This window comes from Actinosynnema sp. CS-041913, assembly GCF_050942485.1.
Taxonomy (GTDB): Bacteria; Actinomycetota; Actinomycetes; order Mycobacteriales; family Pseudonocardiaceae; genus Actinosynnema.
Genome location: NZ_CP192037.1, coordinates 1,451,260 through 1,471,252 on the forward strand (window position 1 = coordinate 1,451,260; position 19,993 = coordinate 1,471,252).

The window sequence follows — 19,993 nt, forward strand, 5'->3', positions numbered from 1 at the left end:
ACATGTGCCTCCACGGTCACTGTGGTCGTACGGTTGGCTCTACGCATGGCTCCACGGACAGGACCCCTCTACATCGCTTCCTGCGGACCCAAGAGACACCAGGTCGGGACCTCTGTATTGCCCAAACATGGCAGTAGGCCCATGCCGCGCCACTGCAGGCGCTTATGGCTTGTCTCCGCCGAATCGAACGCTGCGGAAGTTGGCACCAGGCGGCTCAGTGGGTAAGTACGCGCAGGTCAGGAGGTTCAGCGAGACCGAGGGAGATGTGTCGGACAGCGCTGCCAACATCAGGTCCGTAACAAACGTGCACTTCGCTTCCTCGCGGTGCGGCTGAGCAGCCGCATCACCGCTATCCAGGCTGGTACCCCAGACCGTCGACCTGTATCTATGAGCAGTTGGGCGATGCGCAGCCTCGGTCTACCGCAGGGACTGGTAGGCCGTGTGGCGTGAAGGAGCTGTCTCCTCTCCTCAGTTGGTGTGAAACGTACCGACTCCATATCGCGATGACCGTGGGAGGAGGTGAACCTAGGCGCTCGGTCGATATGACTGCGGTCCTGCTGCCTTGAGGTGTGAGCGCTGCAGGTGATGGAACAGCCGCTACATTACGCCATACGAGTTAGCGGCTTGCTTGCACCGTCAGCGGATGGTACCTACGAACTTGGCGTAATGCGAGTCTAAGTGGGGCCCGTGCGCGTTGGATGGAGGTATCACATTCTGTCACCGTGGACCAGGAAGGGTTTGAATGGAAGCCTATCGACGGTACGGGATCGACCAGGTTGCCCAGGCTTTTGAAGTAGGCCAGGAAGACGTTAGGCATCTCGGAACAGGTGCGTTCGGTGAAACATGGTGGGTCCGCGATAAGGGTGGCAATGAAACCGCGTGCAAGATAATTTTTAAGGACGATTACTCAACGCAGCGCCTTGCGCGCGAGGTCGCAGGTCTACTGCGTGTGTCGAGTTCACGAGTCGTACGGTTACATCGTCGGTATGAGCTCAAGGTCGACGGAAAGTCCCGGCCCGTCCTGCAGTTTGAGTACGTACATGGCGGCGACCTGGCTTATTTTATCAAGATAGGCCGACGACCGGATCGCAGGGAGGTCGTGGCGTTACTGCGCGGACTGCTCGAAGGTGTTCATGCGCTGCACCAATCGGAAGTGGTACACCGGGACATCAAACCCCATAACATTGCTCTTCGCAGCGGCCTATTCGATTCACCTGTCATTCTCGACCTGGGATTGGCCCGCCCTTTGGATGCTTCAACGATGACTCGTTATCCTGGTTTCATTGGGACCCTTCCTTACATGGCTCCCGAGCAACTTCGTGGAGAAAAGGCACGATTGGCTGCCGACTTGTACGCGGTAGGCATCGTAGTAATCGAGGCGTTGACAGGTGTGCATCCTTATATCGCCTCTGACGACAACTTTGATGACATAGAACATGCTGCTGAGCAGTTGGTGTTGCGTCAACAAAATCTAAGAATAAGCTTCCCTTCATCCACGCCCGATGCGCTAACCCACGTACTTGAGAAGTTGACTTCATATAAGCCGTATCGACGAAGTGTTCCTTCTCGTCTTCTGGAAAATTTGATCGAAGTCGCGTGAAAGGGTAATCGTGACCGAGTCTAACTTACCTTGGTGGGCGCAGTCGTCGATGTCTGGCGAACTTGATTCGTCGGGAGAAGAAGTAGTAGACGACGCGGATCCGTGGAGTGATCTGGCCGATCTAGACGAAGAAGACCTAATCGCGACGCTGGACGGGCGAGAGGTCAATGGACAAGAGGCTGAACATCCTATAGAGAACTCGGCATACAGTACTAGAGGCGATGAACCGGTTCTGATGGTGCATCGTCCGAACAGTAACAGTGCATGGGTTGCCCCATTGCTTCGTGCGGTTAAGCGCGCTCAAGGGAGAAGCGTTGTGCTCGGTTCCGTGGCTGCGTTGACACGGTTGGGCCCCGCAGACGGTAGCCGATACCTCGATGGTTGCGACGCAGCGGCTATCCGAATTGCTGACCCGATGGCTTTCGTTTCCTTTGATCAGGTGCCGGGTCGCCGTGTCTTATCACCCAAATATCGGAGGTGGGACTTCCAACGGCACGTACCCGGTACGTCGCCACAAGACGTCGCTGGATGGGTTCAGTCACTTGTCGAAGCTCAACGTGCAGCCGGTGCCAACATAATTCTATCTCCTGGTCGGTGGATGTCTTCCGTAGATCCTGCGGCGGAACTCGACATGGCGTTTTCTCATGCGGATTACGTCGCTCAAGCCCTAAATTCAGACGAAGATATGGCAGTAAACCTCACGCTTGCGCGAAACTGGTTAGCGCAAGAACCGTTACGAGACAAACTTCTGCAACGGATTGTTGAATCAGAGTACAGCACATTCTACGTGCGAGTACTGTGGTCTATGCTCGGAAATACCCACGGACATCCGTTGGACCCTGAACTGTTGGAGGGATACCGTGAGCTTTGTCAAACGGCGAAGAGTGAAGGAGTGAAGATATTTCTTCCTGAAAGCGACTTGACTGGATGGTTGACGCTGGGATGGGGCGCTGCAGGTTTTGGTACTGGCGTGAGTAGCGGTGACCGCGCTTTTTCTCAGCAACGTCCGTCCGGTCCAGCTGCGCAAGCCAAGCCAAGGTATCTAGAGGCGCAACTTCTTCATACGATCCTTCAAACGGAACACCAACAGTTACGAGCGCTCCCGGAACACGTCATGTGTTCTTGCGTCTACTGTTCGAACAGTAATCCCGGAACGCCATGGAAATCAATTCAAGCTCGGCATCACGTATCTGTGCTTGCGCGACTTGCCGGTGACGTATGTAGGGCGAGTCACACTGCCCAAGATCCTGCCGCCCATGTTCTATCGGTAGTACAGGACGCTATAGACTTCGCCGCTACTACCTCCAAGAGGGTGCTCTATAGTCCGGAATCCCGACCGGTGCATTTGCCGATTTGGCAGAAAGCATTGATATAATCTTGGTTAAGCGGGAAATCTGGGGTCACTTCCGGTGGACGTGGTATGAGTCTGGCCAAATACCGGCAAAACCGGCCCTGAGACCCGTCCTGAGTTGACAAGAAGGAACGCGGCCTCGGCGGCTCGAAGTCTTTCGAATTTACGCAGTCGGTCACCTGGGGGAGGTGCGTTCCGAATTTTCGTAACACGCAAGCTCGATGGATCTACTTCGATTAATCCGGCTCTCGTCGACGTGATTAGTTCAGGATGTTGCAGGGCCCGCTGTGCGGTTGTCGACTCAAGCGCGAGGTAAGTTCGATCCGCAAAAGTCGTGTAACGAAGTGCTTGCTGGGCTGCTCGTCGCCAATCTGTCCTTTTCACCTCAATAGCAACCAGTGCACATATGGCGGTTTGGTATCGCCAAGTCGGGCGATAGAGATGCCCTGATAGCCGTTCGATATGACCAGCGCTAGTTAGGCGTGCTAGAGGGCCTCTGCGCAGCCCTTCTACACTCATGCCTGCGCGGTTCGCTATCTCGCGTGCCCGGTAACCTTCAAGTCTCGAACCCTGTAAAATCATGAATATCGCTAGCTCATGATGATCGGTTATAGCGCCGGCGCCAAGAGATCGACGCTTCTCAACGACCTGCTGGTCGATAGCAATGTGGACGACGTCGGCGATACCATATGGGACAACGGAGAGCTCGAACAGAGTGGTCCATGCCGCATCATGCCTCGTCCGCACGAACTCTGCGATCACATCGCCGCGCGCATCTCGCAGGGGTGCAAGCATATCCGCTTCTCGTATGAACCCACTGTCTACCCGCTGCGATGGAACACTCCGGTGGCGTACGGTCGCTGTCACGAAGAGCACTCTAGTCTATTTCATCTGTAGTCGTATAGCATTTGCGAAAACTTGAACGACTTCCACCCGTTCGGGCGGTTCTCATCGAAGCGGCGGTGGAGGCGGCCTGGTGTTGCGGCCCACTGGCGGCAGCGATGCGGCGTCGGCCCACTCGTCGGCTTCGATGCGGCAACAACAGCGACACGCAGTTGGCTACGATGAGTGGAACCAATAGGGTGGAGAGATGACAGAGTATCCGGATGAGTTGAAGTGGTCAGTGCACGGTGAGCGCGCGATCTACGAGAATCAGTGGATTAAATTGAAACTTGTGGACGTCGAGCCTCCTGATCACAGTCGGTTCGAACATCACGTGGTTAAGTTGCATCACGTTGCGGTGGCCCTGCTCTTGAACGAGCGCGAAGAGGTGCTAACCCTATGGCGATATCGCTTCGCTGTTGATCAATGGGGTTACGAACTCATTGGAGGGCTGGTAGAGACAGGTGAGGATCCGGCTGCCACGGCTGCGCGGGAAGCCGAAGAGGAGACGGGATGGCGGCCGATTGGCGAGCCTGAGCACATCGCTACGTTTCAGCCGTTGCCCGGCATGGTGGACGCTCCCGTTAACGCCTACATTTGGCGACATGCCGAGAAGGTGGGCGAACCGACCGACGCTGAGGAAGCCGCGCGGATTGAGTGGATTCCGATTGATCGGATGTTGGAGCTGATCAAGCGTGGTGAGGTGCTTGGGTCTGGGGCGATTGTGCCGCTGTTGTTCTACTTGGCCTCACGCAATGCCGGTTCTGCCGATCTCGGGTAGCTGCAACTTGGCTAGGCGCTGGCGTTGGTGGTCGGAGCCGATGCGGGTGGCTAGTTGGCGGGCTTTGGCGGCGTAGGCCAGTGCTCCTCTGCTGTCGCCTGCGGCGGCGTAGGCGAAGGCCAAGTCTGCGTAAGTGTGGAGTTGGGCGCGGATGGTTGAGCGCGGGGAGGTCTCCATTTCTCGCGCCACAGCTTCCAGACCACCGATGGCGTCTTGGTCACCTAGGCGTACTAGGGCGTTCCCTCGCCACCTTGCTAGGTGACCTTCGCTGAGGAGTAGGTGGGGCAGCTCGGGGTCTACTGGGTTCGAGGGCAGAAGTGTTTGTGCCTCATCGAACGCGCGTAGGGACTCGTCGCGGTGTGCGGCCGCTGCGAGTCCTTCTCCATGTGCTGCGGCTAGCCATGTCCGGAGAAGGGACGGGGCGCGGTTCTCGGCTACGTAGCGCGCGTACTCCAGCAACTCGACGGCTGCGGCCGGTTCGCCGATGTCCAGGAGGATCACGGCTTGCTGTGCTGCGGCGTGCGCCAGGAGGTAGGGCGAGTCCGCTTCGCGGGCGGATACCTTGGCGTCCTCGTGGTACTGCCACGCCTGGAGTTGTGAGCCTCGGTCGAGCGCTGTCCAGCCCGCTAGGGTGCGGGCGTCGGTGAGGATGGCTGCCAAGCGTTCGCGGTGTTGAGTGCTCACGCTGAACGTCTTGACGCTCTCCATTTGGCGGACGAGGTTGTTCAACTGGTCGAGAACGACGATGGCGCCGAATCGGCCGTCGGAGTTTCTTAGGTTGTTGTCTTGACGTTGGAACAGGTCAACGGTTTCGCGGTCGATGTTGCGTGCGACAATCAGTCGGTCGCGGAGTTCCTCTGCGGATTCGTTGTACTGCTCCGATGGGAAGCCTAGTTCTTCGTTGGTTCGGCCGTAGAACTCGCGGAAGAGGCGTCGATAACCGAGATCCGTGACTTCTACACGGGCGTTCTCCCAGCGGGACAGCATGACCAACAGGGCCGACTCGCTGGCTACCGGTATGCCGAGGGTCTGGCTTCTGGTGAGGAAGTAGCGGACGACCTGTGCTTGGGTGCGTCCGGACTGCCTTCGGATGGCCTGTAGCCGCGTGTGCGGCGGGTCGCCGCGTGCCTGTCCTGCCACGTTCTCCCCCGTCCTCTGAGGCCGCGACCTGCGGACTTAACTCCACCTAACAGGTGGGGCGTTAGTCGCTGACAATTATTTTGTCACCCTGTTCGGCGGTCTGCTGTTGCCATGACAGCGACGCAGGAACCGCCGAACGATCACCGCGAATCAGTCCTTTCTTCGCGACTCATCGTCAAGTCGGTTGGTGAGCGTCCCGAGTTGGGCGCGCAGTCCGCGAATCTCGCGGATGATGGTGTTCAGCAGCGGGATTACCGGGTTGTCGACCGGTGCTGCGGTTGCGTCTGCTTCCGGCGGGCTTTGGCCGTTGAGAACCGCGGTCAGGTGCTGCGGGTGCCAGTCGAGCGCTATCGAGAGCGCTTCGAGGGTGCGTGGGTTGCGACGGCGTTGGATTCGGCCTTGCTGGATCTCTCGCACGATCGCGAGCGAAACGCCCGACTTCTCGGCAAGTTCCCGCTGCTTCAGTGCCAGCTCGGTTGCGCGGGCGTTGACCGCCTCCGCGACTGCCGACCAATCCTCTTTCACGTACGCCTCCGTGCTCCGCCTCAGCGCCGACGTTAGCGCGCGGTTCAGACAGATTCCGGAGCTATGACTGAGATCAGCGGTGATTGACCGATAATCAACGCTTATGTCAGCGCTCTGAGCAGTGAAATCAGTCTTTCGGAGGCGTGACTAATGAGTGCGACAACTGACCAGGGCGCTGACTCGCCCACCTTCTACACAGTGCGCGAGGCCGCGCGCATCATGCGCATCGCGCCGGCCACGTTGTACCGAGCGATCCGGGAAGACGCCTTCCCCGCGATCCGTGTCCGCACGCGGTACGTGGTGCCGGCGCGGGCTGTCGAGGAGATGGCTCGGCGGGCGGTGGACTCCGGCGGCGTGGTCGACGTGGTCGGCATGGCTGCTGAGCGGCGGACGGCACGTGAGGCCGCTCGACTGACCGGGGGTGCTTCGTGGTGAACCCGGAGAACTACTACGAAGTTATCGCTGCGGACCTTGACCGGTTCGCGACGGTGCCGGACGAGGTGTTGTGGGAGATCGTCACGCTGGATGGCCGGTGCTTGTGGCTGGTGCCGGCCGACGAGACGCCCGAGTGGGACGAGGAGGAGTTGACCGATCGGGAGTTGGCGGCCCGGTTGTGCGCCGAGTGTCCGGCGCGGCGTGCGTGCTTGGAACTGGAGTTGCGTGTGGCCGGCGCGGACTCGGTCGGCGTGTGGGGTGGTCTGTCCGACGAGGACCGGCGCGCCCTGTACCCGGTGTGGCGGGCGCGGCGTGGCCGGATGGGTGGGCCGTCGTCATGACGATCGACCTGACGGTTACGCAGGTGCTTGCTGGTGTGGGTGTGCTGCTGGCGTTGGTGACGGTGTGGCGGGTCGGCTCGCGTCGGGCGAAGGCTGCGTCCGACACGGCGCGTGCCGGTGCTCGGTTGCTGTCGCTGACCGGCCGGGTGTTGGTGACGGCCGGTGTGATCGTGGGTGTTCAGTGGTTGGTGATCACCCATGGTCGGGACTCCACGCTGTTGTGGGTGGTGTTGGGTCTGCCAGCGCTGTTCTCCGCGTACACGCTCACGAGGGCGCTGACGGTGACTGCGGTGGACGGTCCGCGTCACAGGGGTGATCGACGGTGAGCACACCGAACGGTGTGGGAAGGGTGGTCGCCTTCGGGCGGCCACCCGCCGCGCCCGAGGAGAGCACGGCGGCCCTGCTTGCCCGAGAGGCCGCTGAGGCTGCGGAGCTGCGGGCGCACCAGGCACGGCCGGACGTGGTGGCGTCGCGCGTCGAACGGGTACGGGCGCAGGTGGACCGGTTGTGTTGGGCCGGGATTGTGCTGGGTCTCGGGTTCACGATGACCAACGTCCAGCACTTCGCGGCCGGTACGGCGGCGGTGTGGTCGTTGCCGTGGTTGGCCGCGTGGCTGCTCGACCCCACGGTGTCGCTGGTGCTGCTGGCGATCCTGCGGGCGGAACAGGTGACTGCGCGGTACCGGGTGCGGACGGGGCCGTGGGTGCGGCGGGCGAAGTGGTTCACGCTCGCGGCCACCTACGTCATGAACACCTGGGCGTCCTACGCGGCGGGGTCGTTGTCGGGGATCGTGCTGCACTCGGTGCCGCCGCTGGTGGTGTTCGTCGCGGCGGAAGCGGTCACGGATCTGAGGGACAAGCTCACCGAAGCGGTGTCGGCAGCGTTCACGGAAGCCGACCGGCGTACGCCGGCGGTAGTTCATGAATCTCGGCCGGGTACGAGCGCCAGGAGCAAGCACATCGGTCGTCGGACCTCGTTCGCCGAGTACCTGGCGACAGCACGGGCAGCGTGGGCACCAGGGACCACGGTGACGCCCTCATGGATCCGTGAGGTCACCGGATGCTCGCGCGGGCTGTCGTCACGTCTGGCGGCCACGCTGACGCGTGAACTGGGCGGGGGTGAGCTGCCGTGAACGGTGAGAGCGGATCGCTCTCCGTACAGGCGTCGAGTCGTGAGCTGGTGAACGCCGTGCTCGACGGTGAGTTCGTGAACGACCAGCCTCCGACACGGCGGAAGTCGTGGGCGCGCCGAGTGGCGGACTGGTGGCTGCGGTCCCCGCGCGTACCGGTCGCGTTGAAGTCGCGGCCGCTGGTGGTGCAGGCCGTCAAGGACGGTGTGGCGGCGGTGCTGCGGTCGCCGCTCCGGTTCGCTGGCGCGGCGGTGCGTGGGCTGGTGGTCGCGGTGCGGTGGTGGCGGTCGTGGGTACGGGTTGCCGACTACCGGGCGGCTGTGGAGCAGTCGGAGAAGTTGGCGGACAAGTTCACCGACATCCGGACGTTGGCGTTGTTCCGGTGGAAGGTCACCGGCGCCGTAATCGTGATCACGGCCGTCGTGGTCGCGGTCCTCGATCTCGTCTACGGGCACCGCGTGCTCTGGGCCGGCGGCGTGGTCGCGATGAGCCTGGCGGTGCTGGGCCGACGCAAGGACGGCTCACCCGGCCGCAAGCCGGTATTGGCCGGGCCGCGCACACTGACGTGGACGATGGACCCTCAGGTGCTCGTGGACGCGTTCCGGGACGCGAAGCTGATCGGCAAGGACGAGACGCTACGGCTGGTGGAACGTGCCACCAGGCAGGGTGACGGGTGGGCGGTCACTGTCGACCTGCCCGCCACCCGCAAGGCCACCGACGTGGTCAAGAACCGCGAAGCACTCGCCTCCGCGCTCGCGGTGGACGAGGTACAGCTCATCGTGGAACGCGTGCGCGGCAACGGCGGCCACGCCGGGCGGGTGGCGTTGTGGGTGGCGGACGAAGACCCGTACGGCTCACCTCCACTGCGGACGCCGCTGCTCGGTGTGGAGCGGTGGGACGCGTGGCTGCCGGTGCCGTTCGGACGGGACGCGCGACAGCGGCGGGTCGACCTGCCGTTGGTGTGGACGTCCTTGCTCGTGGGCGCGATTCCCCGACAGGGCAAGACATTCGCGGCACGATTGGCAGCCGCGGGACTGATCCTGGACCCGCACACCCGCCTGTACGTGGCGGACTTCAAGGCCGGAAAGGACTGGCACTCGGCCGCACAAGTCGCATACCGATTCATGGCCGGTGACGAACCCGCACAGGTTCTGGCCCTCGTCGACTGGCTCGTGGAGCTGGTCGCGGAAGTGCAGGGCCGCTACCGGAGGATGCAAGATCTCGATGACGAGGTGTGCCCGGAATCGAAGATCACTCCGGCCATGTCCCGTGACCCGGGCCTGAACATGCCGGTGACCGCGATCTTCATTGACGAGGTGCAGATCCCGTTGGAGGACAGGACACCGTTGGAGGTGCAGGACAAGAAGCTCACCGCAGGCGAGTACGTGGGCGAACTGCTGACCTGGCTTGCCCGCAAGGGACCGGCTGCCGGGATCGTGCTCGTGCTGGCGACCCAACGCCCGGACAGCAAGACCATCCCCAGCAACCTCCGCGCCGTGCTCGGCTCACGGTTCGCGTTGCGGGTCATGGACTGGCGCGATAGCAACATCGTGTTGGGCGAACAGATGAACACACGCGGCTACGACAGCAGCCGACTACTCGCCACCCACAAGGGCGTGGGCATCCTCCGACCGGACGGAGAAACCACCGCAGGGGCCGACGTTCTCGCCACCACGGTCCGTACCTACTACATGCCTAATGAGGACTGGCGCACCCTCTGCGCCCGTGGCCGCGCGCTGCGCGAAGCTGAGGGCACGTTGAGCGGCCACGCGGCCGGACAGGACAACCGGCCGATGCTCGATCACACCGCAGTGGCACAGGTGGTCGGGACGGTTGCCCAACGCACCGAAGAGCCGGAGGTGCCCGAACCGCTGGCGTCCGTTGTGGACTACCTGCAAGACGATCTGCAACCCGGCGGACGCGACTTCGTTCCCACGGCCGAACTCGTGGCGGCGCTGGACGTCGAGCCCACGGCGTTCGGTCTGCGCATGGGCGAGTTCGGGTGCCGACCGACCCGCGACCGGATCACCACGGAGGATGGCGTGCGGCAGGTACGCGGCTACCTCGTCGCGGACATCCGCACGGCCCTGACCGCGTTCCGCGAAGGTGCCATCGTGGATGCCGAGGTGGTCGAGGATGAGGACTGACCCGTCACCGAACCCGTCCCAGACGGGTCACCCCATCACACCCGCCGTGACACGCCCCAAACCGCCATTCACCAGCTCAAATACGCTTTTGTGACGCGTGGGACGTGGGACGGGATACCGTCCCGACGACGCGAAACGGCCGTGTGCGGACCATCCATCCGGATGGATGGTCCGCACACGGCCGTCCCGTCCCACGAGCGCCGGCGGGAGGCAGCCGACACCCCACGCCAACCGTCCGGGCGCGTCAACGACGGTTGGAGGCCTCCAGCGCCAGTAGGCGCGCCAACTCAGGACCGGTCATCAACCCGTCGCACTCAGCTAACGGCACAAGCCACCGCACCTCGTGCCCTTCGACCACAGCGGGCGGCAGGGGCAGCGTGGCGTCCGGAGGAAACACGAACTCCTCGTCCAACCCGTCCCACGACGACAGCACGAACACGGCGTGCTCGACCATCGCACCGACGATCGGCACACGCATCAGCACCACGGGCGTACGCGACGCTTGAAACGCCCCCGACTCGATCACTCGCCGCGCCCGCCCCGGCTGCACCGCTACCGCAGCCATCCTCCCGAGAACGGCCAACGCCGAACGCGTCACGCCCTCCTCCAGCACCGGCCACAACCGCCGAACCACCTTCGGGTCCAGCGTCGCCTTGCCCGGAGAACACAACGCGAGCGAGTCACCGTCGAAACCCGTCACAGGATCGACGTAGGTGCCATCGACCCACAACGCACCCGGCACCACCGGCCACCCACGCGCCACGCACTCCAACGCGCTCTCCAGCCCGCTACTCCTCACGCTCGCCTCCGACCCACATCACCCGAGGAAGCGCACGACCACCGGCCCGGAAGAAGATCAGAGCGTTCTCCGCAGACTGGAGGCTGAGGTGCGTTCCACCTTCGACCGGGAACACCTCCACGCCCTTCTCGGTGGTCATCCCCCACGCGACGATCCGGACGTCTTCGGGGTCGAACGTCTCCTGCACCACGGCGAACAGACGTGGTGCCTGATCGTCCACGAACTCCTGAGTCTCAGCGGCGAACTTCGAGTCCTCGAACAGCGAGACGATCTCCTCCCCGCTCGCGCCCTGGTCCCCGTCACTCACCAACGTCACCGTCATGACTGCCTTCCCTCTGCTCCTCGCGGATCTGGCACACCTCGTCACGCGCCCACACCGCTGCCTCGGCGTTCTCCCTGCTTTGCCGCACGTATCGCCTGCCGAGGGTGACGACGTAGAGCAGAGGGATCACGAGCCACACCAGGAACAGCACGATCCCGCCGAAATCACCCGCAAGCTCACTCCACACCACGATCATCACCACCCAGACGAATCGCTGACTTCAGCTTGCCTGGTGAACTTACCCTGATAAATGACCTGCCAGCGACCTAGCTTGACCTATGGGGCGTATAGTCATCAGCGCTGACATTGGCGATATGGAGATCATCCGATGGGGTCTGGGCACCGACGCACGCTGCTAGACGAGTAATGCGTAAGTCGGTCAGTGGTCGTAGGCGGTCAGGGATCGGGTGACGGGTTGGCCGGTGGCGCGGTTGTGCCAGATGGCGGCGGTGAGGGCCAGGAGGCGTTGGGCGATGCGGACTCCGACGCCTTCGATGGTGCGTCCGCCGTGCTGTTCCAGGTCTAGTTGGCCTTTGAGGGTGTCGTTGACCGATTCGATGAGTTGGCGGATGGACTTGAGCAGTGGCTCGCCGGGATGGGGTGTGCGGTTGCGGTAGGACGGTCGGATGAGTCGGACGCCGCGTTGGGCGAGGTAGTGGTCGAGTTCGCGGGAGACGTAGCCCTTGTCGGCGATGATCAGCAGTCCGGGGCGTTCGGTGAGCAGGTGGGGTTCGTGGTCGCAGAGGGCCATGAGCACCTGTCGTTCGTCGATCTTCGGGTCGGCCAGTGCCCAGGCGATCGGCAGTCCGGCGGGGGTGCAGACCAGGTGCAGGCGCAGTCCCCGGAACCAGCGGGAGTGCGAGCGGCAGTAGCCGTACTTGGCCCAGCCGGCCAGCTCCGAGCGCTTCACCGTCGGGAGGGAGCGTCCGCATTCGACCGGGGTGGAATCGACGATCCAGGTGGCGTCGGTCCACAGGTCGGTGTCCGCCGCCAACCAGCGCATGACCTGCTTGACCAGCGGTAACGCGGCGCGCAGGCGGCGGTTGTAGCCGGACTGGCCGGGCAGGTACCGAAACGCGCCGGGCATCCGGGCGGGCAGGAACCGCAGCCAGCGGGCCTCGGAGGTGAACCCCAGCAGCGCCTGGGCCACCGCGAGGGTGACCAGCTCGGCGTCGGTGAGCTTCGGCGGTCTGCCCATCCGACGCCTGCCCGCGAGGTGGTCGTCGATCTTGACGTAGAGTGCGGTGAGAAGGGTGTTCAGGTCTGTCGTCACAAACGGATCTTGAACACCCTTCGTCCGTCTCCGGCCACCACCCCCGACTTACGCATTACTCGTCTAGGCGACCTGCTCCACGAACGCGGGTTGACCGCTGAGGAGTTCAGCGAGCAGGCCAACCTGTTTGAGGTTGTCCCCTTGAACCGGACACCCTGATCCCAGACAGCGGTCTGGGGAAGGATGTTCCCCGTGTCAGGCAAGTCGAAGTACCCCGAGCAGTTCCGCAGGGACGCCGTCGCGTTGGCCCGTTCGTCGGACCGGCCGTTGCGGCAGGTCGCCCGTGAGCTGGGCGTGAACCACGAGACCCTGCGCAACTGGGTCCGCACCGCCGAACAGGCCCAGGCCGGATCGGTCGGCACGGCGGCGGTGGTGGTGGACCAGGAGGAGCTGCGGGCGCTGCGCAAGCGCGTGGCCGAGTTGGAGCTGGAGAAGGACATCCTCCGCAAGGCCGCCGCGTATTTTGCCAAGGAGATGGGTCGTTGACCCGCAGCTACCGGTTCATCTCCGAACACCGTGCCGCCTTCGGCGTCACCCGGCTGTGCAGGGTCCTGCGCGTGCGACGCCCGGGCTTCTACGAATGGCTGGCCGCCGCCCCAGCCAGGGCGGAGCGGGCGAAGGCGGACGAGCGCCTGGCCGCCGAGATCGCCGAGGTCCACGCCGGTCACCGGGGTGCCTATGGGCGTCCGCGGATCGTCGTCGCGCTGCGTCGTCGAGGCCGGCGGGTGAACCACAAACGGGTCGGGCGGGTCATGCGCGAACGCGGGGTCGTCGGGCTCACCCGCAGACGCCGCAGGTCGTTGACCAGGCCTGATGCGGTCGCGGCGCCAGTGCCGGATCTGATCGGCCGCGACTTCACCGCCCTGACGCCGGGGATGCGGCTGGTCGGGGACATCACGTACCTGCCCACGCGGGAGGGGTGGCTCTACCTGGCCACGGTGATCGATCTGCACAGCCGCGAGGTGGTCGGGCACGCGATGGCCGACCACATGCGCGCCGAGTTGGTCCGCGACGCCCTCGACCTCGCCGTCCGACGCGGCCTGACCGGCGACGACGCGATTTTCCACGCTGATCGCGGGACTCAATACACCTCCGGACTGTTCCGCTCCGCGCTCGCTGGTCACGGCTTCCGGCCGTCGGTGGGGCGGACCGGGTCATGCTTCGATAACGCGGTGGCGGAGTCGTTCTTCGCCACCCTCAAGACCGAGATCGGCACCACCGTCTGGGACACCCGCGACGCAGCCCGACGCGACGTTTTCGCCTACCTGGGCTACTACAACCACGACCGTCTACATTCGACACTCGACTACCGCACTCCGCACGAAGTCAGCGTCGGCTATCGTCGAGACCTCACCCTCGTGGCATGAAATCCGGTGTCCGGTCATCGGGGACAACCTCAGTTCGCGTACGAGCACGCCATAGACGCCACCCTCAGCGCCCGCCACGTCCACCGGCTGGCTACGGGGCAACGCACCGACGGTCGACCTCTGGGGCCGGTACGGACGGGCACCAAGCGCCTGCTTGAGGAAATGCTCGGCGTGCCGATCGGCAGGCTGCTGAAACCGGCTGCCTCCGTGGCATCCGAGGAGCAGTCGTGGTCGGGGGAGGCGCTGGAGCTGCGGGCGCGGATCATGGCCGCGCGAGCGGTTGATCAGGAGACCGTCTCGCTGCTTCAGCAGAAGCTCGACATGACACGTGTGATAGATCGGCGGTTGGGTGCGTCGGCGTTGCTTGGGGAGTTGCGCGCCCAGATCAGCCAGATGCGGAGCTTGCTCGGCAACGTCCTCGACCAACCGTCGAGAGTCGCGCTCGCGCGGGTGCTGGTGGACGCGTCCACACTCGCGGGCTGGCAATCGCTCGACCATGGGTTGCTACGCGAGTCCTGGGAGCATTACGACCAGGCGCGAAGCGCGGCACGCGTCGCTGAGTCCAGTGCGCTGGAGGCGTACGCCTGCGCGGGTCAAGCAGTGGTTCTACTCGACATCGGTGAACCTCAGTCCGCAGTCGAGTTGACGCGTTACGCGTGCGCGATTGCGGAACAAAGCGCCTCCGGACTTCTCGCCTCGTGGCTGCTGGCCGGCCATGGTGAAGCGCTGGCTGCCGCTGGCGATCGTGACGGCAGCTTTCGCGCCTTCGATCGCGCGGAGTGGACCATGTCCACTCATGCGGGTGACACTGAAGCGCCCTACCTCGTATTCGACGGAACGCACCTCGCCCGGTGGCGAGGTAGCGCGTTGGCGCGGCTCGGTGAGCCCGAAGCCGTTGACGTGTTGTCCGATGTTCTCGGCCGGTTGAGCCCGGATTTCGCACGCGCGGAATCCGCTCTTCGCGTAGACCTCGTGCAGGTATTGTCGCTACACGGTGAAAGGCATGACGCTTCGATCCATGCCGAACGCGCCGAAGTACTCGCCGCACAAGTAGGATCGGTTCGACAGCGGCAGCGGCTGAAAGCTCTAGCTGGCTGAGGTTCTACGGTCCCTCACTGTGCTGTCCCGTGCGGCCTCAGTTCGACGATTTCGGCTGAACGCGTCTTCTGGGCAGGAGAGTCAAGTACGACCGCCCGCCTACCGCGACTCGCCTGCACCAAACCGTCTGCTTTGAGTTCGGCGACCGCTCGATTCGCCGTACCCGCTGACACGCCGTATCGAGTGGTCAACTCGTGCACGGTCGGAAGCGCGTCACCTGGTCGGAGCGCTCCGCAGGCAATAGCTCCCCGGAGGTCGGCGGCGATCTTCCGGTACGGCCCGGTGACCTTCGGCTCAAGCGTCGAAACCACCTTGCCGGTTTGGTCCAGCGCGATCGGAGGCGTCGGCATGCGACCGGTGAGGGTGGATGCCGCGCGCTGGTCGGCTTCCGACCGCCACGCCGAGTAGACCTTGAGGGTCGTTGAGCCGCCTCCACCGTGGCCCAGACGGCCCGCGACGGTCCGAGGGTCCACACCTGCCGCGATCAGCTCGGTCGCGCTGTAGTGGCGCAGTGCGTGCAGGTTCGTCTTGACTTCAAGGCGCTGGCACATGCGTGAGTAACGCTGGGAGACGGAGTCCGGCTTGAGCGGCGTGCTGTGATCAATGGTCCGCGAGAACAACTTGTCCTTGGGTGCCAGTGCTACGCCTGCGTCGGCAGCGATGCTCTTGACGTGCTCGAAGTAGACGAGGAGCAGGCTCCAAGTTGCTTCGTCCAGTGCGATCCTTCGCTTCTGGTGATCCTTCGGGTCGGTCTCCCAGGTCTGTCCACCTTCTTGACCTACTGCAACCTCGACGGTCAGGACGCGCTGGGCGAAATCGACATCAGCGATCCGGACTCCGCACAGTTCGCCACGGCGGAACCCCGTCACCATCGTCAACCACACGAGCATTCCCCAAGCCAAGTCCCGGAACGCTTCGTTGACGATGAGCGCTGCCTCTTCGGCTGACGGGGGATTGGGCTTCGACTTGGGTGCTTTAGGTTGCGTAGCCACGTCCAGTGGGTTGACCGTAATCCAACCCCAACGGAGCGCCAGCTTCATGGCGCCACTCAAGCACGAGTAAATCTTGCGGATCGTCGAGTCCGACAATCCTTCGCATGAGTGCACCTTGCACTTGTCGGTGCACTCATGCTCACCGGCCTTGCGATGCTCGATGAACTTGCCTTTGCCTCCACAGTGCTTCGAGCACTGCTTGAGCGTCGCGTTGAAAGAGTCCCACGTTTCGCCGTGCAAGTCCTTGCCGAGTTGCTTGTCGCCGAGCAGTGGCCGGATGTGAAGGCGGATGTTGCGGCGGTAGCCGATCTCCGTGCTCCGGTCGACGTTCAGGTGCTCCTCGTACCTGTCCATCAACATGTTGACCGTGGCGGTTGTGCGTGGGGCACGGCGCTCGTCCACCTGGTTGAGCAGCTTCGTGCGCGTCCGCTCCGCGACCTTGCGGTAGTCGGGGACTTCGTGGGAGATCGTTTCCGTCAGGAAGTGTTTCTTGCCCGTCAGCGGGTCCTTGCCCGCGTAGACGCGGACCTTCAGTGAGCCGCTGGGCAGGGTCAGGATCTCGCCCCGCTGGGCAGCCTTCGTCGCGGTCTTCCGAGGGCTCATAGAGCCAGTCTAGAGCCGCCTGGGCTCCACGTGAGGCTCCACGAGCGCATGATCCACCATCACCGTTCGTGACCCCTGACCTGAACTTGCAGGTCAGGGGCTTGTAGATCCAGCGCCCCCGGCAGGATTCGAACCTGCGACCTCGGGATTAGAAGTCCCTCGCTCTCTCCACTGAGCTACGGAGGCTGGAGGGGCTGTTGACCACGCGCTGTAGCAACGTAGCCGCCCCACCGGACACATCGTCCGGAAGACGTGGACCGTTTCCGTCGGGCACCAGAAGAGTGATTAAGATGCCCAAAAAGTGATGTGGATCACATTGGACGGGCCGTCGAGTCGCGCTCGACGAGGGAAACGGCCAGTCTGGTCGGCTCGCCTGGTCTCCCTCCGTCCAGCAAACGGAGTGCCAGTTCGCCCGCGCGTCGCCCTTTTTCGGTCAAAGGTTGACGCACCGTAGTCAACGGGGGATCGGCGTGTTCCGCCGCGGGCACGTCGTCGAAGCCCACGACGGACACATCGCGCGGCACGGAGAGACCCAGATCGCGGACCGCCTGCAGAGCCCCGAAGGCCAGTTCGTCGGACGCGCACAGCAAAGCCGTCGGGCGGGGCGTCGAAGAGAGCAGCGCGCGTGCCCCCGCACGGCCGAGTTCGCGCCTGCTCCCGAAGCACTCCCACACGGGCACGTCCGGTCCGACCACGTCCAAGTACCCGGCCAGCCGGTCACGGGTCACCCGGAACGTGCTGTCGGAGAGCCGGTCGGCGGGCACGAGACCGGTCCGGCCGTCGGGGTGCAGGCTGAACGTCAGCACGCCGAAGCGGGTGTGGCCCAGCGCGCGCAGGTGCGAAGCCGCCATCCGCGCCCCGCCCACGTCGTCCACCTCCACGCGCGCCGTATCAGGCAGCACGGGCTGGTCGATCACCACCATGGGCAGCCCACGGGCGCGCACGGCGTCCAGCGCGGGCGCGTTGTCGGGCAGCGAGTACGCCACCACGACGTCCGCTGCGGCCCGTGCCACGGTCTCCGGGCGCGGGCCGCCCTCGGCACCGCCGGGCATCAGCACCAGGCAATGGTCGTGGCCGTCGACGGTCGACGCCAGGCCATCGAGCACGATCGACACGGCCGGGTCCGAGAAAGCCGCCGACAGTGGCTGGCCGAGCATGAACCCGACGGCCGCGCTGTGCCGGGTCGCGAGGCTGCGCGCGACCGGGTCCGGGCCCCCGTAGCCCATGGCCGCCGCGGTCTCCAGGATTCGTTCGCGCAGGGCCGCCGAAAGCTGGTCGGGGCGGTTGTAGGCGTTGGAGACCGTGGCGCGCGAAACCCCGACCGCACTGGCGACGGTGTCGAGGGTGGGCTTGCGGGGTCGGTCCACGTGACGAGATTAACGAGCAATCCGGGTGGATGTTCTGAAGCGCTTCAGTCACACTCGATCCCATGCGCCTCGCAGTGTTCGCAGTGTTCCTGTTCAACGGGGCCCTGTACTTGTCCTGGGCGGCACGGATGCCGACGCTCGCCGCACAGGTGGGCGCGACCGAGGCCACCCTGGGCCTGGCCCTGCTCGGCGCGAGCATCGGCCTCGCGCTGACCGCCCCGTTCGCGGCACGGCTGTGCGCGGCGGTCGGCGCGCGGAAGCTGGTCGTGCTCGGCTCGGTCGTCATGGTGCTGGCCGTGCCCGCCCTCGCGTTCGCCGGCACGCCGCTGCACCTGGGCCTGAACCTGTTCGTCCTGGGCGCGTGCGGCGCGACGGTGGATGTCGGCATGAACGTCGCCGCGGTCGCCGCCACGCGTGCCCTGGACCGGCCGCTGATGCCCCAGTTCCACGCCGGCTTCAGCCTCGGGGCCCTGGTCGGCTCGCTGGGCGCCGCGGCGGCGGCAGCGGCGGGCTGGGACCTGCGCACGCACCTCGTCACGGTCGCGGTCATCGGCGCGGTCACGATGGCGGCCGTGATCCGCTCGGTCCCCGGTGCTACCGGCGAACCCGCCGAAGCCCGCCAGGACCAGCGTTCCGTGGTGCGCCGCCCGCTGCTGTGGCTGCTCGCGGGCATCACGGTGCTCTCCGCGATCGCCGAGGGGGCCACCGCCGACTGGTCCGCGCTGTTCTTCGTCCAGGAGCGCGCCCTCAGCGAAGCCGCCGCCGCGATGCCCTACGCGGGCTTCTCCATCGCGATGGTCGTCGCCCGGATGGTCGGCGAACCCGTCCAACGCCGCCTCGGCCCGTACCGGCTGTTGGCGGGCGGCGCGGTGGTCGCCGCGGTGGGTCTCGGGCTGGCCGTGCTGGTCGACGCGCCTGCCGCGGGCTTCGCCGGCTTCGCGCTGGCGGGCGTGGGCCTGTCGTTCTGCTTCCCGGTGGTCATGGACCTGGCGGGCGCCGCCGGGCGGCGGGCCGACGGCACCGGCGGTGAACGGGAGATCGGCCTGGTGACGACGGTCGCCTACACGGGTTTCCTGGCCGGCCCGCCGGTGGTGGGCGGCATCGCGCACGCCAGCTCGCTGAGCATCTCGATGGGCCTGGTGGCGTTCGTCATAGCCCTGATTGTGCCGACGGCGTGGCTGGCCCGGAACGCCCGCGCCCGGGAGCTCAGCCGGGCGGGAGCCGGTTCAGCGAGGCCTTGATCAGCGGCTGCATGGTCGCGAGCATCTGCTCGGACTTGCCGCCGTTCAACGTCATCGCCACCAGGATGCTGCGGTTCGGGTTCACCGCTGTGGTGGTGGTGCACACCATCGCGTTGCCGTCGAGATCACACGACACCCACGACGAGTGCCCGTCCACGACGACCTCACGGCCCTTCTGCTGGCGCTGCCGCACGTGCTCGTACTTCTGGTACAACGCCGTCACGACGCTCGCGCCGTCGAACAGGAACTGGCACGACTCCTGGATCACGTCGTCCTTGCGGGTCGGTTCCCTGGTCAACGCGCCGAGCGGCTTGAGGTCGTCCGCGGTGAGCAGCTTGCACGGGTCGACGCCCGCCACCGACCGCTGCTTGGCGATCTTCGGCGCACCGTCCGGCGAGGACGACGACGCGGTGGTCGAAGGGGTGAAACCCGGCTCGGGCAGCGCGTCGCCGTTGATGGTGTAGCTGCACCCGGTGAGGGTGAGCGTGGTCAAGGCCACGGCGAGCCACGTCCGAGAGCTGGTCACGTCGAGCAACCGTAGCGGGTGTGATCGACGCACGTCCGGCGGTTGGTGGTGGCGTTGCCGGGCGGCCTACGCTC

Annotated in this window: 21 protein-coding genes and 1 tRNA gene; 12 read left to right on the plus strand and 10 right to left on the minus strand. The window is 64.7% G+C overall.

Annotation, left to right across the window (positions count from 1 at the left end; genetic code table 11):
• Positions 1-742: 742 nt before the first annotated feature.
• From ACQPZF_RS07150 to ACQPZF_RS07160, 3 genes are all read left to right on the plus strand, one after another.
• Positions 743-1,600 (plus strand): serine/threonine-protein kinase, encoded by an 858-nt coding sequence (locus ACQPZF_RS07150; RefSeq protein ID WP_433269501.1) that lies wholly within the window; start codon positions 743-745, stop codon positions 1,598-1,600.
• Positions 1,601-3,548: 1,948 nt separating this feature from the next.
• Entirely contained in the window at positions 3,549-3,848 is a 300-nt protein-coding gene (locus tag ACQPZF_RS07155; RefSeq protein ID WP_433269503.1) for a hypothetical protein, read from the plus strand.
• 193 nt (positions 3,849-4,041) lie between these two features.
• Complete coding sequence (locus tag ACQPZF_RS07160) at positions 4,042-4,614, plus strand: NUDIX domain-containing protein (RefSeq protein ID WP_433269505.1); 573 nt, start codon at positions 4,042-4,044, stop codon at positions 4,612-4,614.
• On the opposite strand, the gene ACQPZF_RS07165 is transcribed toward ACQPZF_RS07160, so the two are convergent.
• The gene (locus ACQPZF_RS07165) at positions 4,582-5,754 is read right to left on the minus strand and encodes a tetratricopeptide repeat protein (protein ID WP_433269507.1); all 1,173 of its coding nucleotides are present in this window, start codon (positions 5,752-5,754) and stop codon (positions 4,582-4,584) included. The two genes, ACQPZF_RS07160 and ACQPZF_RS07165, sit on opposite strands and share 33 nt — an antisense overlap.
• 150 nt (positions 5,755-5,904) lie before the next feature.
• Positions 5,905-6,279, minus strand: coding sequence for a helix-turn-helix domain-containing protein (locus ACQPZF_RS07170; RefSeq protein ID WP_433269509.1), 375 nt, complete (start codon positions 6,277-6,279; stop codon positions 5,905-5,907).
• Positions 6,280-6,429: 150 nt separating this feature from the next.
• On the opposite strand from ACQPZF_RS07170, the gene ACQPZF_RS07175 reads away from it, so the two are divergent.
• From ACQPZF_RS07175 to ACQPZF_RS07195, 5 genes are read left to right on the plus strand one after another with little or no spacing between them, the layout of a single operon-like run.
• Positions 6,430-6,714 carry a helix-turn-helix domain-containing protein gene (locus ACQPZF_RS07175; RefSeq protein WP_433269511.1) on the plus strand — a complete coding sequence of 95 codons (285 nt, stop codon included), beginning with the start codon at positions 6,430-6,432 and terminating at the stop codon, positions 6,712-6,714.
• On the plus strand, positions 6,711-7,055 hold the full coding sequence (locus ACQPZF_RS07180; RefSeq protein WP_433269513.1) for a WhiB family transcriptional regulator: 345 nt from the start codon (positions 6,711-6,713) through the stop codon (positions 7,053-7,055). Before ACQPZF_RS07175 ends, ACQPZF_RS07180 begins: the two co-directional genes overlap by 4 nt.
• Positions 7,052-7,381: a hypothetical protein gene (locus ACQPZF_RS07185; protein WP_433269515.1), complete on the plus strand. Its 330-nt coding sequence runs from the start codon at positions 7,052-7,054 to the stop codon at positions 7,379-7,381. Before ACQPZF_RS07180 ends, ACQPZF_RS07185 begins: the two co-directional genes overlap by 4 nt.
• A gap of 23 nt (positions 7,382-7,404) precedes the next feature.
• Positions 7,405-8,187: a hypothetical protein gene (locus ACQPZF_RS07190; protein WP_433274462.1), complete on the plus strand. Its 783-nt coding sequence runs from the start codon at positions 7,405-7,407 to the stop codon at positions 8,185-8,187.
• Positions 8,184-10,331 (plus strand): cell division protein FtsK, encoded by a 2,148-nt coding sequence (locus ACQPZF_RS07195; RefSeq protein WP_433269517.1) that lies wholly within the window; start codon positions 8,184-8,186, stop codon positions 10,329-10,331. Before ACQPZF_RS07190 ends, ACQPZF_RS07195 begins: the two co-directional genes overlap by 4 nt.
• A 244-nt stretch (positions 10,332-10,575) precedes the next feature.
• Here ACQPZF_RS07195 and ACQPZF_RS07200 read toward each other — a convergent pair whose 3' ends face one another.
• The 4 genes from ACQPZF_RS07200 to ACQPZF_RS07215 all read right to left on the minus strand — a co-directional run bounded on the left by ACQPZF_RS07200 (position 10,576) and on the right by ACQPZF_RS07215 (position 12,725).
• Positions 10,576-11,130 (minus strand): hypothetical protein, encoded by a 555-nt coding sequence (locus tag ACQPZF_RS07200; protein ID WP_433269519.1) that lies wholly within the window; start codon positions 11,128-11,130, stop codon positions 10,576-10,578.
• The gene (locus ACQPZF_RS07205; RefSeq protein ID WP_433269521.1) at positions 11,120-11,437 is read right to left on the minus strand and encodes a hypothetical protein; all 318 of its coding nucleotides are present in this window, start codon (positions 11,435-11,437) and stop codon (positions 11,120-11,122) included. The genes ACQPZF_RS07200 and ACQPZF_RS07205 overlap by 11 nt, the downstream gene beginning before the upstream one ends.
• Positions 11,430-11,654, minus strand: a complete 225-nt coding sequence (locus ACQPZF_RS07210) for a hypothetical protein (protein WP_433269523.1) — start codon at positions 11,652-11,654, stop codon at positions 11,430-11,432. The genes ACQPZF_RS07205 and ACQPZF_RS07210 overlap by 8 nt, the downstream gene beginning before the upstream one ends.
• A gap of 177 nt (positions 11,655-11,831) precedes the next feature.
• Positions 11,832-12,725, minus strand: a complete 894-nt coding sequence (locus ACQPZF_RS07215) for an IS982 family transposase (protein WP_433269525.1) — start codon at positions 12,723-12,725, stop codon at positions 11,832-11,834.
• A 192-nt stretch (positions 12,726-12,917) separates the two neighbouring features.
• Here ACQPZF_RS07215 and ACQPZF_RS07220 point away from each other — a divergent pair, with 192 nt between their 5' ends.
• The 3 genes from ACQPZF_RS07220 (at position 12,918) to ACQPZF_RS07230 (ending at position 15,190) form a co-directional block, all read left to right on the plus strand.
• Positions 12,918-13,211 carry a transposase gene (locus ACQPZF_RS07220; protein WP_433261520.1) on the plus strand — a complete coding sequence of 98 codons (294 nt, stop codon included), beginning with the start codon at positions 12,918-12,920 and terminating at the stop codon, positions 13,209-13,211.
• Complete coding sequence (locus ACQPZF_RS07225; RefSeq protein WP_433261518.1) at positions 13,208-14,092, plus strand: IS3 family transposase; 885 nt, start codon at positions 13,208-13,210, stop codon at positions 14,090-14,092. The genes ACQPZF_RS07220 and ACQPZF_RS07225 overlap by 4 nt, the downstream gene beginning before the upstream one ends.
• Before the next feature lie 162 nt (positions 14,093-14,254).
• Complete coding sequence (locus ACQPZF_RS07230) at positions 14,255-15,190, plus strand: tetratricopeptide repeat protein (RefSeq protein ID WP_433269527.1); 936 nt, start codon at positions 14,255-14,257, stop codon at positions 15,188-15,190.
• 14 nt (positions 15,191-15,204) lie between these two features.
• Here the strand turns inward: ACQPZF_RS07230 and ACQPZF_RS07235 are convergent, their stop codons facing one another.
• From ACQPZF_RS07235 to ACQPZF_RS07245, 3 genes are all read right to left on the minus strand, one after another.
• On the minus strand, positions 15,205-16,785 hold the full coding sequence (locus ACQPZF_RS07235; RefSeq protein ID WP_433269529.1) for a tyrosine-type recombinase/integrase: 1,581 nt from the start codon (positions 16,783-16,785) through the stop codon (positions 15,205-15,207).
• 113 nt (positions 16,786-16,898) lie between these two features.
• Positions 16,899-16,971 (minus strand) — tRNA-Arg (locus tag ACQPZF_RS07240).
• A 125-nt stretch (positions 16,972-17,096) separates the two neighbouring features.
• Positions 17,097-18,152: a LacI family DNA-binding transcriptional regulator gene (locus tag ACQPZF_RS07245; protein WP_433269531.1), complete on the minus strand. Its 1,056-nt coding sequence runs from the start codon at positions 18,150-18,152 to the stop codon at positions 17,097-17,099.
• Positions 18,153-18,214: 62 nt separating this feature from the next.
• Here ACQPZF_RS07245 and ACQPZF_RS07250 point away from each other — a divergent pair, with 62 nt between their 5' ends.
• Positions 18,215-19,393, plus strand: coding sequence for an MFS transporter (locus ACQPZF_RS07250; RefSeq protein WP_433269533.1), 1,179 nt, complete (start codon positions 18,215-18,217; stop codon positions 19,391-19,393).
• On the opposite strand, the gene ACQPZF_RS07255 is transcribed toward ACQPZF_RS07250, so the two are convergent.
• Positions 19,359-19,919: a DUF3558 family protein gene (locus ACQPZF_RS07255; RefSeq protein ID WP_433269535.1), complete on the minus strand. Its 561-nt coding sequence runs from the start codon at positions 19,917-19,919 to the stop codon at positions 19,359-19,361. The two genes, ACQPZF_RS07250 and ACQPZF_RS07255, sit on opposite strands and share 35 nt — an antisense overlap.
• Positions 19,920-19,993: the final 74 nt, after the last annotated feature.

Excerpts from the sequence above, each read along its gene's own strand:
- ACQPZF_RS07150 (WP_433269501.1), top strand. The coding sequence starts at position 743 with ATGGAAGCCTATCGACGGTACGGGATCGACCAGGTTGCCCAGGCTTTT.
- ACQPZF_RS07155 (WP_433269503.1), top strand. The coding sequence starts at position 3,549 with ATGATGATCGGTTATAGCGCCGGCGCCAAGAGATCGACGCTTCTCAAC.
- ACQPZF_RS07160 (WP_433269505.1), top strand. The coding sequence starts at position 4,042 with ATGACAGAGTATCCGGATGAGTTGAAGTGGTCAGTGCACGGTGAGCGC.
- ACQPZF_RS07175 (WP_433269511.1), top strand. The coding sequence starts at position 6,430 with ATGAGTGCGACAACTGACCAGGGCGCTGACTCGCCCACCTTCTACACA.
- ACQPZF_RS07185 (WP_433269515.1), top strand. The coding sequence starts at position 7,052 with ATGACGATCGACCTGACGGTTACGCAGGTGCTTGCTGGTGTGGGTGTG.
- ACQPZF_RS07230 (WP_433269527.1), top strand. The coding sequence starts at position 14,255 with ATGCTCGGCGTGCCGATCGGCAGGCTGCTGAAACCGGCTGCCTCCGTG.
- ACQPZF_RS07235 (WP_433269529.1), bottom strand. The coding sequence starts at position 16,785 with ATGAGCCCTCGGAAGACCGCGACGAAGGCTGCCCAGCGGGGCGAGATC.
- ACQPZF_RS07250 (WP_433269533.1), top strand. The coding sequence starts at position 18,215 with ATGCGCCTCGCAGTGTTCGCAGTGTTCCTGTTCAACGGGGCCCTGTAC.